Here is a 16,753-nt window from a genome sequence, read left to right as displayed (position 1 = left end):
GGGGCCGCGCCACGCGGCCCTAGCCAGCAGGAACCGGAATCGCGCGCCGCAAGGCAGCGCGCGGTGACGTGACATAAAAACAATATGACCCACACAGGAGACAACCGTGGGAGACATCGACTTTCAGGCGATGGAGTTCGCCTATGAAAAGCATGCGGACCAGGCCGCCAGCGAGCTTGCGCGCCATCAGGTAGTGGTTGTGGGAGCGGGCCCGGTGGGCCTGACCACCGCGCTGGATCTCGCCCGCCAGGGCGTGCGCGTGGTGGTGCTGGACGACGATTTCCGCCTGTCCACGGGCTCCCGCGCCATCTGTTTTTCCAAGCGCACGCTGGAAATCTGGGACCGTCTGGGCGTGGGCCAACGCATGATAGACAAGGGCGTCTCGTGGAACGTGGGCAAGGTTTTCTTCCGCGAACAGGAAGTCTGGCGTTTCGACCTGCTGCCCGAGCCCGGCCATCGCCGCCCCGCCTTCATCAACCTGCAGCAGTATTACGCCGAAGGCTATCTGTACGAGCAGGCGCGCCAGGAACCCAACATCGATCTGCGCTGGAAGAACAAGGTCGTCGGCGTGGAGCAGCGCGATGACGGCGTGATCTTGAACGTGGAAACGCCCGACGGCGCGTACGCCCTGCATGCCGACTGGCTCGTCGCCTGTGACGGCGCGCGCTCGCCGGTGCGCAAGCTGATCGGCCAGGAAAGCCATGGCCGCATTTTCCGCGACCGCTTCCTGATCGCCGACGTCAAGATGCAGGCGGACTTTCCGACCGAACGCTGGTTCTGGTTCGACCCGCCATTCCATCCCAACCAGTCGGTGCTGCTGCACCGCCAGCCGGACAACGTCTGGCGCATTGACTTCCAGCTGGGCTGGAACGCCGACCCCGTCGAAGCCGTCAAGCCCGAAAACGTGCTGCCGCGCATCCGCGCCCTGCTGGGCCCCGACGCGCGCTTCGAGCTGGAATGGGTCAGCGTCTATACCTTTGCGTGCGAACGCATGGACAAGTTCCGCCATGGCCGCGTGGTCTTCGCGGGCGACTCCGCGCATCGCGTGTCGCCATTCGGCGCCCGCGGCGCCAATAGCGGCGTGCAGGACGCCGAGAATCTGGCGTGGAAATTGAAGCTGGTGCTGGCCGGCCAGGCACCCGAAGCGCTGATCGACAGCTACAGCGTCGAACGCGAATTTGCCGCCGACGAGAACATCCTCAACTCTTCGCGCGCCACCGATTTCATCACGCCCAAGAGCGACATCAGCCGCAGCTTCCGCAATGCGGTGCTGAACCTCGCGAAGACTCATCCCTTCGCGCGCTCGCTGGTCAACAGCGGCCGCCTGTCGCTGCCCGCGACCTACGCAGGTTCCCCGTTGAACACGCCGGACACCGACGCCTTCACTGGCCGCATGGTGCCGGGCGCGGTGGCGCTGGACGCGCCTGTGGATACGCAAGGCGTGCAGGACTGGTGGCTGGCGCAGCTGAATGGCGAATTCGTGCTGGCCCTGTTCTGCGGCGATACCCTGCCCGAGCGCGACACGCTGCTCGCCCTGCAGGCGCTGCGCCTGGCGCCCGTGCCGGTCAAGGCCGTGCTGGTGGCCAGCCCGCTGTGCGACCTGTCGGCGCTGCCGAAGGAGCTGGCTGCGGTCACCGACCGCGAGGGTTGCCTGGGCAAGCGCTACGACGCGCAAGCCGGCACCGCCTACCTGATCCGCCCCGACCAGCACGTCTGCGGCCGCTGGCGCACCTTCGACACCGCTGCCGTCACTGCCGCCGTCGGCCGCGCCACGGGCCGCGCCTGAACTTCGAGATCACTTCATCATGCTGATTACCGAAACCAACCTGAGCTCGCCGGACGACTTCTACGAAGCGCTGATCGAGACCCATCGCGATCTCACCAACGAGCAAAGCCAGGAACTCAACGCGGCACTGATTCTGCTGCTGGCCAACCACCTGGGCGACATGGACGTGCTGCGCGAGGCCCTGAGCCAGGCGCGCGCTTCCGTGGCGCCGTAAACGCCAGTCAGGCTCCCACCGCAAAGGTGTTCACGATCAGCGTCCGCAGCCACTGGTTGCCGCTGTCCCGATCCACCCGGCGCTGCCAGTACATATTGGTCTGCAGCGCCGGTACCCTTATCGGCGGCGTCATGTAGCGCAGGCCGAATGGCGGCGCGGCGCTGGCGGCGAGTTTCTCGGGCACCGTGGCCAGCAAATCGGTAGCGCTGACGATATACGGCACGGCCGAAAAGTGCGGCACGCTGAAGTGCTCGGCCAGGTCGACGCCCGCGCGCTCCATGGACTGATTGACCTGCCCATAGGGCGCCGCGCGCGAGACGATCAAGTGGCGCTCGGCTCGGAAGGCCTTGAGGCCCATACCGGCATGGGCCGTCGGATGAGCCTGCCGGAACAAGGTTGCGTAGCCCTGGCGGAACAGCATGCGCTGCAGCGTCCCCGCCCCCATTTCATCGAACGCCCCGATCGCCAGGTCCACGCGCCCCGTCTCCATTTCCCGCGGCAGGTCCGGCCCCTGCACGCGCACGGAATCGATACGCACCAATGGCGCCACCTGCACGCAGACTTCCATCAGCCGCGGCATGAAGTGGATTTCGCCCACGTCGGTCATCGCCACGCGGAAGCGGCGCGTGCTGGTGGCGGCGTCGAAGACGTCCTGGTCTTTCAGCGCCTGCGACAGCATTGTCAGCGCCTCGCTGACAGGGCCCGCCAGGCGCTGCGCGCGCGGTGTGGGCAGCATGCCCTGCGCCGTGCGTACGAACAGGTCGTCGCCGAATGCCTCGCGCAGCCGCCGCAGCGCATTGCTGACAGCGGGTTGCGACAGGTCCATCCGCCGCGCCACGGCCGACAGGTTGCGATCCTCCAGCAGATGCTGGAAGAGCAGCAGCAGATTCAGATCGACATTGCGCAGTTCCGCCATGCGCCCCCCTACTATTCACAAAATTTATAGTCTCTATTTTTGCATTCCCGTAGCCGCAGCGGGGATTTTTTCCGACAATGGCATATCGGTCACCGGAAGCCTTCCGGACCGGCCACCCGCATCAGGCCGCGCGGCCAAGCACCGCGCCGCCGCTCAGGAGGATTCCATGGAACTGCAATACCAGACCGGCTTTGGCAACAATTGCGCCACCGAGGCCCTGCCCGGCGCGTTGCCGGTGGGCCGCAACTCGCCGCAGCAATGCCCTTACGGCCTGTACGCCGAGCAATTGTCCGGCACCGCGTTCACCGCGCCGCGCAATGAAAACCGCCGCTCCTGGCTCTATCGCATCCGTCCGGGCGTGCAGCACAAGCCCTTCGAAGCCTTCGGCGGCGCCACGGGCTGGCTGAGCACGTTTGGCCATGGGCCCGTCACGCCCAATCAGTTGCGCTGGAGCCCGATGCCCATTCCCTCCGCCCCCACCGACTTCCTGGAAGGCGTGAAGACCTGGGGCGGCAACGGCGGCCCTGACGAACAAAGCGGCGTGGGTATCCACCTGTACGCGGCCAACCGTTCGATGCAGGGACGCTTTTTCTACAACGCGGACGGCGAGCTGTTGCTGGTGCCGCAGGAAGGCCGCCTGCGCCTGGCCACCGAACTCGGCCTGATCGACCTGGAACCGCTGGAAATCGCCGTCATCCCGCGTGGCGTGCGTTTCCGCGTGGAACTCCTGGACGGCGCCGCGCGCGGCTATATGCTGGAGAACTTCGGCGCGGCCATGCGCCTGCCCGAGCTGGGCCCCATCGGCTCGAACTGCCTGGCAAACGCCCGCGACTTCAAGACGCCCGTGGCGTGGTACGAAGACATCGAAGGCGACTTCGAACTGATCGCCAAGTTCACGGGCGGCTTCTGGCGCGCTTCCATCGGCCATTCGCCGCTGAACGTCGTGGCCTGGCACGGCACGCACGCGCCGTACAAGTATGACCTGCGCAACTTCAATACCGTCGGCTCCATCAGCTACGACCATCCGGACCCCTCGATCTTCACCGTGCTGACCGCGCCGTCGGACACCCCGGGAACGGCCAACATGGACTTCGCGATCTTCCCCCCGCGCATCCTGGCCATGGAAAACACCTTCCGTCCGCCCTGGTTCCACCGCAACATCGCCAGTGAATTCATGGGGCTGATCCAGGGCGTCTACGACGCCAAGGCCGACGGCTTCGCCCCTGGCGGCGCCAGCCTGCACAATTGCATGAGCGGCCACGGGCCCGACGCCGAGACCTTCGAAAAGGCTTCTCACGCCGACACCAGCACCGCCCACTACATCCGCGACACCATGGCGTTCATGTTCGAGACGCGGCGCGTCATCCGCCCGACGGAACAGGCCTTGGCCTCGGTAGAATTGCAGGGCGACTACTACCGGTGCTGGCAGGGCATAGCCAAGCATTTCGACCCCAGCAAGGCGTGATACGCAGAACCTCTGCTTTCCGCGCCCGCGGCGATGAGCGCAAGCTCATCGCCGTTTGGCATTTGGATTTTCCGGCGCCTGACGCCCGGCCACCGCATAACCACACTGAAAGAGACACGCAGCCATGACCACCACCATCAATGAAACCCACGACCCGTCGCTCAAGAGCTGGGTCGCCAGCGCCAACACCGGCGAGTCGGATTTCCCGGTGCAGAACCTGCCCTACGCCGCGTTCCGCCGCAAGGGCACAAACGAATCGTTCCGCCCCGGCGTGGCCATCGGCGACCAGATCCTTGACCTCGCCGCGCTGGCTGCCAAGCAGCCCTTCGAAGGCCTGGCGGCCGAAGCCCTGGCCGCTTGCGCCACGGACAGCCTGAACGCCCTGATGGCCTTGGGTCAGGCCCACTGGAGCGCCCTGCGCCTCGCCCTGTCTCGCGCGCTGCGTGAAGGCGCGGCCCTGCGCGGCACCGTCGAGCCGCTGCTGATCAGCCAGGCCGACGCCGAGTACACCACCCCCGCCCGCATCGGCGACTACACCGACTTCTACATCTCTGTGCACCACGCCACCGCCGTGGGCAAGCAGTTCCGTCCCGACAACCCCCTGCTGCCGAACTACAAGTGGGTGCCCATCGGCTACCACGGCCGAGCCTCGAGCATCGGCGTGGATCAGAAGTTCCCCCGTCCCGTCGGCCAGACCCGCCCCGCCAACGAAGGCGAAACGCCCCAATTCGGTCCTTGCGCCCGCCTGGACTACGAACTGGAACTGGGCATCTTCGTCGGCACGGGCAATGCCCAAGGCGATCGCATCAGCCTGGCTGACGCCGAATCCCATGTTTTCGGCCTGTGCATCCTGAACGATTGGTCGGCGCGCGACATCCAGGGCTGGGAATACCAGCCCCTGGGTCCCTTCCTGTCCAAGAACTTCGCCTCCACGATCTCGCCCTGGATCGTCACCATGGAAGCGCTCGAGCCGTTCCGCACGCAATGGAACCGCGGCCCGTCCGAACCGCAACCCATGCCCTACCTGGCGTCCGACGCCAACCGCGCCAAGGGCGCCTTCGACGTGCAGATGGAAGTCCTGCTGACCACCGAGAAATCGCGTGCCGACAAGCAACCGCCCGCCTTCCTGTCGCGCAGCAACTTCCGCGACGCCTACTGGAACGTGGCTCAACTGATCACGCACCACACGGTCAACGGCTGCAACCTGCAACCGGGCGACATGCTGGGCACCGGCACCCTGTCCGGTCCCCAGCCTTCCGAAGCCGGCTCGCTGCTTGAACTTTCCAACGGCGGCAAAAATCCGATCGAACTGCCCTGGGGCGAAAAACGCACCTTCCTGCAGGACGGCGATCAGATCATCATGCGCGCCGAATGCGTGAAGGCCGGCTATCCGCGCATAGGCTTTGGCGAAAGCTCGGGCCAGGTACTGCCGGCCCGCGCCTGATCCGCGCCTAGTCCGCGCCGGCGCCCGCTCTTGCGGGCGCCATCAACGCCTCGATCTCTTCGTCCTTGGCCTGCCATTGCTGGCCCAGCCAATGATGGAAGGTCGAGCGGAAAGTCTTGTCACCGGTGTAGTCGGCGTCACAGAACTCCGGCGGCACCGGCAACTGCCGCATACGCACCAGCACCTGGCCCGCACGGCCGCAAGCCAGGTCCCAAAAGCTGGGAGCGCCCCCCGGATAGACGATCGTCACGTCTATCATCGAGCGAAAACGCTTGCCCATCGCGTTCAGCGCCACCGCCAGTCCGCCCGCCTTGGGCTTGAGCAGATGCCGATACGGCGATCCCTGCGCATCGCGCTTGGCCGCACTGAAACGCGTTCCTTCAGCAAATACCATCACGCTGGTCGGCACCAACGAGAACTTCGCGCACGCGCGCCGCGCGGCTTCCTGATCCTGCCGCCCCAGATCCGGATTGCGCCGTAACGCCGCCTTGCCGTGGCGCTTCATGAACGGAAAATCCAGCGCCCACCACGCCAGCCCGATCACGGGCACATAGATCAACTGCTGCTTCAGGAAGAACTTCAGCAGCGGAATACGCCGGTTGAGCGAATGCTGCAGCACGAAGATGTCCACCCAGGACTGGTGGTTGCAGTTGACCAGGTACCAGTCGGCGTAGCGCAACCCGTCATGGCCCCGCACATCCCAGGACATATCCTGGATCCGCGCCAACCATCCGGCGTTGCAGGACACCCAGGCCGTGGCGATGCCATTGAGCACGGGATCGACGCTCCGCCTGACCGCCGCGAACGGCAGCAGCAACTTCAACAAGGCCAGTGGAAACAGCAGCAGGCACCAGAACACCGTGTTGAGCGCCAGCCAGACGGTACTGACGCCCCCCGTCACCCATGCGAACCGCCCACGCGGCAACGGCAATACGCGGCGCCGCTCGGACGCGCGGGCATCGGATTTGTTTGATTGGGCCGCAGCGGCGCGGCCAGCCCCGGAAGACGATTCAGGAAAAGTCATGCGCCAGTTTCCTACCTTCACCAAAAATCCGACTTGCGCAGAATCAAGCCCACCATCACGCGCAGCGTCAGCACCCACCGCAAGACAGAACGTATGCTGGATGAGGCCGCCCGCGTGCGCCAGGCTCCCGACACCCCAAGCGTCTTAAAAAACCAGCAGCATCCCGCAGAGGCCAGCCGCCATCAAGGCAGGCGGTACCGCTCTTCCCGATAAGCCCAACTGGCCCACAAAGCATGCGCCAATGCCTCTTCCGAGAGCTGAGGATCCAAAGGCTCCACCGGCGCATACACCTCATCCCGCCCCACAGGCGCAGCCTCGTATCGGAACTGCCGCGGCGGCTTCGAAGGCTCCAGCACCAGCAACTGATCCCCCCGCAGATAGCCGAAATTATCCGCGTACTGCATCATCGCCCGGTTCGGATCCCGCTGCGTCAGATCCACGCCGAGCATAGGATTCACGTTGTCCAGGCCCATCAAGGACAGCATGGTAGGCGCCATGTCGATCTGGCTGACCAGCCGGTCGTCCTGCCGCGGCGCGATGCCCGAGCCCAGGATCAGCGCGGGAATCTGGAAATGCCGCACCGGAACGGGAATGGAGCCGTAGACGCGCGAATCGTGATCCGCGATCACCAGGAACACCGTGTTGTCCCAGTACGGAGCCTTGCGCGCCTTGTCGAAAAACTGGCCCAGTGCCCAGTCCGCATAGCGCACCGTGTTGTCCACGGTGGCCGGATCCCCCTGAGGCTGGATGCGCCCTTCCGGATACTCCCACGGTGAGTGATTGGACACCGAGAACGCCAGCGTGAACACCGGCTTATCGCCATCGGCGCGCAGCAGCCGGTCCACCTGGTTGAACATGTCTTCGTCCGAGGCTCCCCATGACCCCTCGAATACGGGATTCACGAACTTCGGACGGTCGACGATCTCATCGAAGCCGTTGCCCAGGAAAAAGGCCCGCATATTGTCGAAATGCGATTCGCCGCCATATACGAAGCGCGAATGGTAGCCATGTTTGCCCAGCACCTGCGCCAGCGTGAAAAACCCGGTCTGCGAACGCGGCAGCTTCACCACCGCGTCAGCCACGCTGGGCAGGAAACCCGCGGTAACGGCCTCGATGCCCCGCACCGACCGCGTGCCCGTCGCATAGGCGCGGTGAAACATCCAGCCTTCCTTGCCCAGCCGGTCGATGTTGGGCGTCAGATCACGTCCGCCCAGACTGCCCACGTACTGCGCGCCCAGGCTTTCCTGCAGGATGATCACCAGGTTCAGCGGCTTGTCCCGGCGCACCGTCGCCTTCTGCTCATGCAGGCTGGGATAACGCGGATCCAGCGGCGCGCCCGTCAGGCCCGCCTTCTCGCGCACGATGGCATTCATTTCATCCACCGGCATCTTGGGATACATGGCGGCCGACGAGCGCTCATCGCGCATGCGATAGGCAGCGTCGAACACGCTGTACAACGAATTCAATGCCAGCGCATTGACCATGGCGTCTGAACTGTATGCCACCTTGGCCGGATTGATCGGACGATGCTCCAGCGTGCCGCGCGCGCCCAGGAACACCAGCGCCAGGATCAGGAACGAAGCCACCGGCCGCTTCCACCACGACATGAACGGATCGCGCACTCGCGTGGGAAACAGCCGGACCGCCAGCCAGGCAGCCAGCACCAGCACCACGAAGGCGGCCAGCAGCACGCCCTTGTAGCCCTGCCACAGCATCGACCCGACTTCCTTGGGATTGAGCAGGTAGATGAAATAGAGCCGGTTGGGCCGCGTGTCGTACTCCGCGATGAACTGCGGCGTGGAGACTTCCAGCAGCACATAGAGCATCCACCAGACACGGAACCACCAGGCAGTGATGCGGGCCGCCAACGGCCGGTGTCCGAACCAGGGGGACAGCACCGCCGGCAGCGCGATCACCATCGCCATCAGGCAGATGTCGATGCGCAGACCGCCCAGCAGCAACGGCGCCAGCCCGCCCGCGGCCTCGACGCGGTCCCACATCCAGAAAGCCAGACCCAGGCGTGACAGCGTCAGCAGGGCCAGGACGGCGAGGATGAACCGTAAAGTCAGTTGGCGCATGTAACCGCCCCGTGGCGCCGCGACGCCCGCTCAGAAGAAAAAATGCCGTCGTGTATGCCGAGCAGAGCCATGCCGCCTCGTGGTTCGAAATTTGAAAACGCGCAAAGGTTAACGCGGTTTGGGGCGAACGACCGGCCGCGCCCTATTGGGCGCGCCGCAGGCGCTCGCGGCTGTTGCTCAGGTGCGTGCGCATGGCCGCGCGCGCGGCCTCCGCATCCTGCCGCTGGATGGCGCCGTAGATATCCTCGTGCTCCAGGTTCACGCGCGCCAGATAGGAAGCGCGGTCTTCGTGCGCGAACTTCGCGGAATTGATCCGGGTGCGCGGAATGATGGCCGACCCCAGGTGCGACATGAGATCCGCGAAATAACGGTTGCTCGTGGCTTGCGCGATCAGGAGGTGAAACTGGAAATCCGGCGTGACCGTGTCGCCGCCGCCGTCCAAAGCGCTCTTGAAGGCGTCCAGCGCGCGCCGCATCTCATGCAACTGCGCCTGGCTGCGACGGGCAGCGGCCAAGCCGGCCGCCTCGCTTTCCAGGCAGATGCGCAGTTCCAGCAACACCAGCACATCGCGCACCGTGGCGATATCGGCGGGGTCCACGCGAAAATCGCCGCTGCCGCTGGGTTCCAGCGCATACGTGCCCACGCCATGATGCGTCTCGACCAGGCCGGACGCCTGCAACCGGGACAGCGCCTCGCGCACTACGGTCCGGCTGACGCCGAACTGGCGCATGATCTCGGATTCCGTCGGCAACTTGTCGCCAGGCCGGATATCGCCATTGCGGATACGTTCCGTGATGTTCTCGACCAGCCCTTGGGCCAGGTTCCGGGGACGACGCCGCGGCAAAGCGGGGGTATCGGCGGGAGCGTTCATCAAGAAAGGTCCGAAAGCGGTTGAGCAGGGCCCGGAGGCCGAGCATCGACGCCCATTGTACTTTGGGCGGACGACGCGATCCGGCCCCGATAAGGCGTGTCCGATGAACCGCGCGCCAGCGCTTCAACCGTCTTGCCAGGCTTGCGTCTCAAAGATCCCGCGCTTCGCGCTCGGAACCGGAGGCGCCGGTGCCCGCCGCGATCATGGGGTAAAAAAAGACGGCAGCCAGGAACCACAGCAAGGCGGCGGACCAGAGCGTCTGGCTCAGGAAATGGGCGCCTTGCAGGATACGCACGATGGAAAAGCCGACGCCCGCCGCGACACCCACGGCCAGGCCCCACCAGCGCCAGGCCGGCCGCCCCAACGCCCATCCCGCGAAATACAGGGTCAGCATGGAATAGCCCGCCCCGGCATGGCCACTGGGCAAGGCTCCGCCGGCTTCCGACCTCACCCAGGTCCACCAGTGTTGCGGATAGGGCGTGTACCCGCCCAATGAATCCAGGTCATAGGGACGCGGCAAGGTTGTGTAGTGCTTCAGCTGGTTCACCAGCAATTGTCCGGCCAGACAGGTCGCCGCCACCGCCAGCGCCGGCCCTCGCCACGGCCGCCAGGCGGGGATACGGTAGCTTGCCGCGACCACGCCCGCGGCGGCCAGCGCCACCCCGATCGGCAAGGCCAGCACCATGCGGTGGCCGACGAGGTCCAGCCACCGGTTCAGGTGCAGGGGAAAATCATCCAGCGCCGGATCGAACAACGACCGCGCGATGCGCAGGTCCAGCCCGGAAGCATTGGCCCACCAGGCCAGACAGGCCAGCGCGAGCGTGACTGCAACGACGTGGCTGAGCAGGTACGAGGCCGGCGTTGGCTTGCGCATCGCGGGCGGCGATAGAGGCGGCATGAAAGATGACAGGAGACCGTCGGGCAAACGAAAAGCTTAGGCCGCCCGCAGTCGAAATTTCGTCAAATTTCGGCCTGACCGCGGCCTTCAATCGCCTCTGTCTTGCCTTCGTCGGCACCGAAATGCAATGTGAAGCAGGTGCCGCGCTGCGTGCCCTCGCGCGACGAGTCGACCGACAGCGACCACCCCTGCATGTCGCAAACGCGCTTGGCGATCGCCAGGCCCAGGCCGCGCGGCGTTTCGTCGGGACTGCCCGTCCCCGAATCCCGCATGCGGCCGCTGTAATAGCGGCGAAACAGGAACGGCAGGTCGTCGGCGGCGATGCCCTTGCCGTCGTCGCGGAGTTCCAGCCCGCCGTCGGCCGCCATGCTGGCCGTCAGCGTAGCCGGCGCAGCGTGCTCCACCGCGTTGCGGACCAGATTGCGCAAAACGGTCAACAAGGCGTAGCGGTCCAGGGTGCGGACCTGGCCCGCGGCAATCCGGTTTTCGAAGCCGAGCCCGGCCAGCCCGGCCTGGGCTTCGTACCCGCGCCAGGCGTTGTCCATGCATTCGGCAAGATTGACGGGCTCTGCGGGCCGCAGTTCGTCCCGTGCCATGGAACGCGCGCTCTCCAGCGAGACGATCACGTCGTCCACGTTGTCCACCACGCGCGCCAGACGCTGGCGCTGGTCTGGAGTGAGGTCCTGCGTCAGCAACATCAGCTCGCTATCCGAGCGGATCGCCGCCAAGGGCGTGCGCACCTCATGGCTGAGGTTGCCGGCGAATTCGCGTTCGCGCGTGATAGACCGATCCACCTGGTTCTGCACGCGGTTGAAGGCCTCGATGAGGCGGCCCGCCTCATCGTCGCGCGTCACCGCCATGTCCGGGGATCCGGGCGCCCAGGTGGCCAGCCGGTCGGTCAGGTCCAGCAACGGGCCGACGGCGATGGCGGCCACGCGCCGCGACAGCGCATAGGCTCCAACCACGCAAATGGCGCCCACGCCCAGCACGATCAGGCCGAAATCATGCACCCGGCCCTCGTTCTCAGTGGCGTCGTACAGCAGATACACCTTGCTGCGGCCCGTGTCGGCCACCATGACATGCCAGGTGTACGCGCCGGGTTCGACCAGGTGCAGGCCGCTTTCGAGGGCGGCGATCTCCTGGGGCATGCCTAAGGGCGGCTTGCCGTCCACGCTGAACCAGGCTCGCATGGAACCGCCCAGTTCGCGAACGCCGTCGCGCGGCAGGAAGCCGTCGCTGACGCGCGCATGCTGCACCAGCCGGTCCATTTCGGTATTCAGAATGTCATTGACCAGATCGTCTTCCATCTGGTCGAAGGTCAGATAGGCCAGCAGAGCCAGCGCCGTCACGAATAGCGCGACGGTGCCGGTCAGCGCCCACACCACCCGTTGGGTCAGGGTGCCTCCGGCCGCCGCCGACGAGACGCCCGTCATCTTGACGCTCCGCCTTCCATCGTCAGGCGCCAACCGGTCCCATGTATGGTCTCGATGCCATCAAACCCCGCATCGGCCAGCGCGCGGCGCAACAGATGAACCTGGCTGCGCAACGCATCCGAAGAAGGTGGCTCGTTGCCCCACAGCGTGGACTCCAGCTCTTCACGCGACACCACCCTTCCGGGCTCGCGCAACAGCGCCTCGATGATGAGGCCCGCCTTGCGCGTGAGGTGCACAGGGTTGCCGTTGACGGACACCTCGCGGTTGCGGGTGTCGAATGACAACGGGCCAAAGGCCCGAACCGAATCCACGGTCACACCCTTGGCGCGTTGGATCAGCGCGATCAGGCGCGCCTCGACCTCCAGCAACGCGAAGGGCTTGGTCAAGTAGTCATCCGCGCCATGCGAGAAACCCGCCAGCTTGTCTTCGAGGCTGTCGCGGGCGGTCAGCATCAGCACGGGCACGTCCGCCCGCATGTCATTGCGCAGCGTGTGCAGCACCGCATTGCCGTCCATGCCCGGCAGGCCGATGTCCAGGATAAGCGCGTCGAAGCGCTGCTCTTTCAGGCGCGCCAACGCGGCCGGACCGGAATAGGCGGCATCCGGCAGGAAGCCGCGCGCTTCCAGGAAGGTATACAGGTTGCCGGCGATGACGGGGTCGTCCTCGACGACCAACACCCGGTAATTCGCGCCTGCCGCGGGACTGGTTGCCATGGTTGCGTTCCCTGTGCGCGGTCAGGTGCGCAGCACCTTGCCCGGATTCATCAGCCCTTGCGGGTCCAGCGCGCGCTTGATCCGCCGCATCAGATCCAGTTCTACCGCGCTCTTGTAGCGAGGCAATTCGTCGAGCTTGAGCTGGCCCACGCCGTGCTCCGCGCTGATCGAGCCCTGATGCGCATGCACGCTGTCGTGCACTACGCCGTAGATGTCGCCTTGCAGCGCCAGCAGTTCGGCCTCGGTCTGCCCCGGCGCATGGGCCACGTTGTAGTGCAGGTTGCCGTCGCCAAGATGGCCGAAGATCACATGGCGCACGCCTGGAAAACGCGCCTGCAGCAAGGCGTTCGTCTTGTGCACAAAACCGGCGATCGCGGAGATCGGGATGGACACGTCATGCTTGACGGACTTGCCCAGTTCCGCCTCGGCCAGCGGGATGCTTTCGCGCAGATGCCAGAGCGCCTTGCTTTGCGCCACATTCGCGGCGATGGCCGCGTCGTTGACCAGTCCACTTTCGATGGCCTCGCCAAGCACGGTTTCGAAACGTTCGCGCGCGTGGGCCTCGCTTTCGCTGTCGGACAGTTCCAAAAGGGCAAACCACGGAGACGCGGCGGAGTCCCCATCAAAGGGCAGCCGCTGCTGCGGAAACAGACGCACCACCGCCTGCAGGCATGCGCCGCTCATGAGTTCGAATCCGGTCAGCGCGGAGCCAAAGCCAGCACGGGCGCGCGACAGCAGTTCGACGGCCTGGTCGATGCCGTCCAGCGTCAGCAATGCCGTGCACGAAGCCACCGGCCTGGGAAACAGCTTCAATGTGGCGGCGGTAATAATGCCCAGCGTGCCTTCGCTGCCGATGTACAAGTCGCGCAGATCGTAGCCGGTGTTGTCCTTGCGCAAGCCGCGCAGGCCGTTCCAGATCTCGCCTTCGGCGGTCACGACCTCCAGGCCCAGCGTCAGGTCGCGCGTGTTGCCATAGCGCAGCACCTGCGTGCCGCCTGCGTTGGTCGCGAGATTGCCGCCGATGGTGCAGCTGCCTTCGGCAGCCAGACTCAGCGGGAACAGCCTGCCGGCGGCGGCTGCGGCCTCCTGCACCGCCTGCAGCACGCAGCCCGCTTCCACGGTAATCGTGTCGTTGTCGGTATCCAGGGCGCGCACGGCCGTCAGCCGTGTGGTGGACAGGATCACCGAAGTGCCGGACAGGTTGGGCGTGGCGCCGCCGCAAAGGCCGGTATTGCCGCCCTGCGGCACCACCGGCACGCCGTGCCGGGCGCACAGTTTCACTGCTGCCGCCACTTCCTCGGTGGAGCCTGGACGGATCACGGCCAGCGCGGCCCCTCGATAGCGGCGACGCCAATCCAGCACATAAGTATCGGCATCCGTGCCCGTCAGCACGTGGGAAGCGCCCAGAAGGGACTGTAGATCGCTCAGCAAGGTCATATGCGCCGCACAAGTAAGGCCTGGACGCGCCCAGGCTTGGGATGTGCGGTCTATTGTAGGGGCTGAAAGCCCGCCTTGGCCGCAGCGCGGCGGACTGTCGGAGTCCGCCGGCGAACCGGGGTCAACCGACAGCCTGATCCAGTCGCGTGCCCGTCAGGCCCGAGCAATAGGCCCGCGAGGCGATGCGGTTCATGAGAAAGGCGCGGTCGACGCCGGCGGGCCCGGGCATTTCCGACAAGGCGCGATAGGCGCGGCGCAGGACCTCGCCCCGGGTCGCGCCGCAGACCAGCAGCCGAGTGCAGGGCAGACGGCGGTCCACGCAGCCGTCGATGCGCACTTCCAGCGCATGGGCCGCAACGGGTTCGCAGTCGTCCACCGCCGCACCCGAATGGGCCTGCGCCTGCGCGCTGATCACGCGAAACACGCCGCTGCGGTCGTCCAGCGCGAAGGCAACGGTACCCATGCCCTGCCAGCCGCGGTCCCGTGCCACGTCGGCGGCCACGGTGCGCAATGCGCTTTCCACGGAAACCGGCAACTGGGGGGCCGGGCATTCGGCAATCAGGACGCGAGCATCGCGCCATACGCAGCGCTCCCAGGCACGGCCTGTCACCAGCCCGCCCGATTCGGAAACGACTACATGGATATCCAGCCGGCGTTCGCGGCCCGCGGCCGGCCCGGCATGGTCCGTGGGCGGGCCTCGCCGGTTTGAGGCGCCCCTGGATGACATGACTGTAGAAACTTTGGCGCCCATGGCCCCTCCCGGTCTTTCTGCTTGCATAGCAAGCGTATCACCTTCGGAGGACGAGCAAGTTTTATGCCATGCGCTACACCCAGCGCAAGACCTGCAAACGCCGGCTCGCGCCGCACCGAAACAAGGCGCGCGCCCCTGCCTGCGCACCAGATCAGGGCGCATGCGTGCCAAGGCGCGAGCCCGAAAATGCCCTACACCGTCTGCCGGATGAAGGCGCAGCGCCAATGGGGGATAATTCCGGTTTAATCCTTTGCCAGGCGCCTTTTGATATGCGGGTTTACCAGAACCCCCAGAATGCGCCCGCAACCCTCTCAAGGAATCGCCGTGGGCAACAACACGCAATTTCCGGGCTCGGTGTTCAAGGCCTATGACATCCGCGGCACCGTGCCCGACCTGATCGACGCCCGTTTTGCCCGTGCCCTGGGCTCGGCGCTGGCCGCCCGCGCACGCGAACAAGGCGTGCAGACGCTGGTCGTCGGGCGCGACGGCCGCCTGAGCAGCGAAATGCTGTCGGTGGCGCTGCAGGAGGGCATGCTGGAGGGCGGCGTGGACACCCTGGACATCGGAATGGTGCCCACCCCCCTGGTCTATTTCGCCGCCAACGTCATGCAGACGGGCTCGGGCGTCGCCATCACGGGCAGCCACAACCCGCCGAAGTACAACGGCTTCAAGATGATGATGGGCGGCCGCGCGCTCTACGGCGAAGACGTGCAGGCGCTCGCGGCGAGCATGAATGGCGCGGCCAGCGCCCCGGCGGCGCAACCCGGCGTGCGCCGCCAACTGGACCTGGTGGCCGCCTACATCGCGCGCGTGGCCTCGGGCATCAAGCTGGCGCGGCCCATGAAGATCGCCATCGACTGCGGCAACGGCGTCGCGGGCGCGGTCGCCCCCGCCCTGTTCCGCGCCCTGGGTTGCGAAGTCACCGAGCTCTTCTGCGAAGTGGACGGCACCTTCCCCAACCACCATCCCGACCCTGCCGAACCCAAGAACCTGCAGGACCTGATCAAGTGCGTGGCCGAGACCGACTGCGAACTGGGGCTGGCGTTCGACGGCGACGGCGATCGCCTCGGCGTGGTCACCAAATCGGGGCAGATCGTCTGGCCAGACCGCCAACTGGTGCTGTTCGCCCGCGATGTGCTGGATCGCAATCCGGGCGCCACCATCATCTACGACGTGAAGTGCAGCCGCCACGTGGGCCTTTCCATCGAGGCGGCCGGCGGCGTTCCGCTGATGTGGAAAACGGGGCATTCCCTGGTCAAGGCCAAGCTTGCCGAGACCGGCGCGCCGCTGGCGGGCGAAATGAGCGGCCACATATTCTTCAAGGAACGCTGGTACGGCTTCGATGATGGCCTCTATACCGGCGCCCGCCTGCTGGAGATCGTGTCGCGCTTCGCCGACCCCTGCGCCGCCCTGGAAGCGCTGCCGCAAGACGTCTCCACGCCCGAGCTGAAGCTGGAAATGGAAGAAGGCCAGCCCTTCACCCTGGTACAGGCCCTGCAAGAGCGGGGACAATTTCCCGGCGCCCACCGCGTGCTCACCATCGACGGCGTGCGCGCGGAGTATCCGGACGGTTTCGGCCTGGCGCGCCCGTCCAACACCACGCCCGTCGTCGTGCTGCGATTCGAAGCACAAACGCCCGAGGCATTGGAACGCATACAGGCCGACTTCCGGCGTGAACTGCACAAGCTCGCGCCGCAAGCCAAACTGCCTTTCTAGATTTCCC

At 65.9% G+C, this 16,753-nt stretch carries 14 protein-coding genes; 5 read left to right on the top strand and 9 right to left on the bottom strand.

The genetic code is table 11. The features are described from left to right. Positions 1 to 106: 106 nt before the first annotated feature. Positions 107 to 1,786, top strand: coding sequence for an FAD-dependent oxidoreductase (locus tag CEY08_RS10120; RefSeq protein WP_042795144.1), 1,680 nt, complete (start codon positions 107 to 109; stop codon positions 1,784 to 1,786). A 19-nt stretch (positions 1,787 to 1,805) separates the two neighbouring features. Then, a complete protein-coding gene (locus CEY08_RS10115) occupies positions 1,806 to 2,000 on the top strand; it encodes a DUF2783 domain-containing protein (protein WP_042795145.1) in 195 nt (64 codons plus the stop codon). 7 nt (positions 2,001 to 2,007) lie between these two features. Here the strand turns inward: CEY08_RS10115 and CEY08_RS10110 are convergent, their stop codons facing one another. Then, positions 2,008 to 2,916, bottom strand: coding sequence for a LysR family transcriptional regulator (locus CEY08_RS10110; protein ID WP_063642829.1), 909 nt, complete (start codon positions 2,914 to 2,916; stop codon positions 2,008 to 2,010). Between the two features lie 166 nt (positions 2,917 to 3,082). Between CEY08_RS10110 and hmgA the strand changes: the two genes are divergently transcribed. Beyond that, positions 3,083 to 4,381 carry a homogentisate 1,2-dioxygenase gene (hmgA, locus tag CEY08_RS10105; RefSeq protein WP_063959960.1) on the top strand — a complete coding sequence of 433 codons (1,299 nt, stop codon included), beginning with the start codon at positions 3,083 to 3,085 and terminating at the stop codon, positions 4,379 to 4,381. A gap of 124 nt (positions 4,382 to 4,505) precedes the next feature. Beyond that, positions 4,506 to 5,825, top strand: a complete 1,320-nt coding sequence (fahA, locus tag CEY08_RS10100) for a fumarylacetoacetase (protein ID WP_076815502.1) — start codon at positions 4,506 to 4,508, stop codon at positions 5,823 to 5,825. A 7-nt stretch (positions 5,826 to 5,832) separates the two neighbouring features. On the opposite strand, the gene yihG is transcribed toward fahA, so the two are convergent. From yihG to CEY08_RS10060, 8 genes are all read right to left on the bottom strand, one after another. Continuing rightward, a complete protein-coding gene (yihG, locus tag CEY08_RS10095; protein ID WP_088607658.1) occupies positions 5,833 to 6,750 on the bottom strand; it encodes a 1-acylglycerol-3-phosphate O-acyltransferase, YihG family in 918 nt (305 codons plus the stop codon). Between the two features lie 281 nt (positions 6,751 to 7,031). Further along, a complete protein-coding gene (locus CEY08_RS10090; protein WP_076815504.1) occupies positions 7,032 to 8,927 on the bottom strand; it encodes an LTA synthase family protein in 1,896 nt (631 codons plus the stop codon). A 142-nt stretch (positions 8,928 to 9,069) separates the two neighbouring features. Further along, positions 9,070 to 9,798 carry a FadR/GntR family transcriptional regulator gene (locus tag CEY08_RS10085; protein WP_042795148.1) on the bottom strand — a complete coding sequence of 243 codons (729 nt, stop codon included), beginning with the start codon at positions 9,796 to 9,798 and terminating at the stop codon, positions 9,070 to 9,072. A 148-nt stretch (positions 9,799 to 9,946) separates the two neighbouring features. Then, the gene (locus tag CEY08_RS10080) at positions 9,947 to 10,672 is read right to left on the bottom strand and encodes a phosphatase PAP2 family protein (RefSeq protein WP_232033794.1); all 726 of its coding nucleotides are present in this window, start codon (positions 10,670 to 10,672) and stop codon (positions 9,947 to 9,949) included. An 86-nt stretch (positions 10,673 to 10,758) separates the two neighbouring features. After that, positions 10,759 to 12,129, bottom strand: coding sequence for a sensor histidine kinase (locus CEY08_RS10075; protein ID WP_076815508.1), 1,371 nt, complete (start codon positions 12,127 to 12,129; stop codon positions 10,759 to 10,761). Next, complete coding sequence (locus tag CEY08_RS10070) at positions 12,126 to 12,842, bottom strand: response regulator transcription factor (RefSeq protein WP_076815510.1); 717 nt, start codon at positions 12,840 to 12,842, stop codon at positions 12,126 to 12,128. Before CEY08_RS10070 ends, CEY08_RS10075 begins: the two co-directional genes overlap by 4 nt. A 21-nt stretch (positions 12,843 to 12,863) precedes the next feature. Then, on the bottom strand, positions 12,864 to 14,279 hold the full coding sequence (locus CEY08_RS10065; protein ID WP_076815512.1) for an FAD-binding oxidoreductase: 1,416 nt from the start codon (positions 14,277 to 14,279) through the stop codon (positions 12,864 to 12,866). Positions 14,280 to 14,400: 121 nt separating this feature from the next. Next, on the bottom strand, positions 14,401 to 15,030 hold the full coding sequence (locus tag CEY08_RS10060; RefSeq protein ID WP_042795152.1) for a BPTD_3102 family carboxylase-like protein: 630 nt from the start codon (positions 15,028 to 15,030) through the stop codon (positions 14,401 to 14,403). 294 nt (positions 15,031 to 15,324) lie between these two features. Here CEY08_RS10060 and CEY08_RS10055 point away from each other — a divergent pair, with 294 nt between their 5' ends. Continuing rightward, positions 15,325 to 16,746, top strand: coding sequence for a phosphomannomutase/phosphoglucomutase (locus CEY08_RS10055; protein ID WP_076815514.1), 1,422 nt, complete (start codon positions 15,325 to 15,327; stop codon positions 16,744 to 16,746). Positions 16,747 to 16,753 lie beyond the last annotated feature (7 nt).

This window comes from Achromobacter insolitus (assembly GCF_002209555.1).
Classification (GTDB): domain Bacteria; phylum Pseudomonadota; class Gammaproteobacteria; order Burkholderiales; family Burkholderiaceae_B; genus Achromobacter; species Achromobacter insolitus.
Note: the sequence above shows the minus strand (reverse complement) of the source record. Positions and strands in the feature narration are given on the sequence as shown.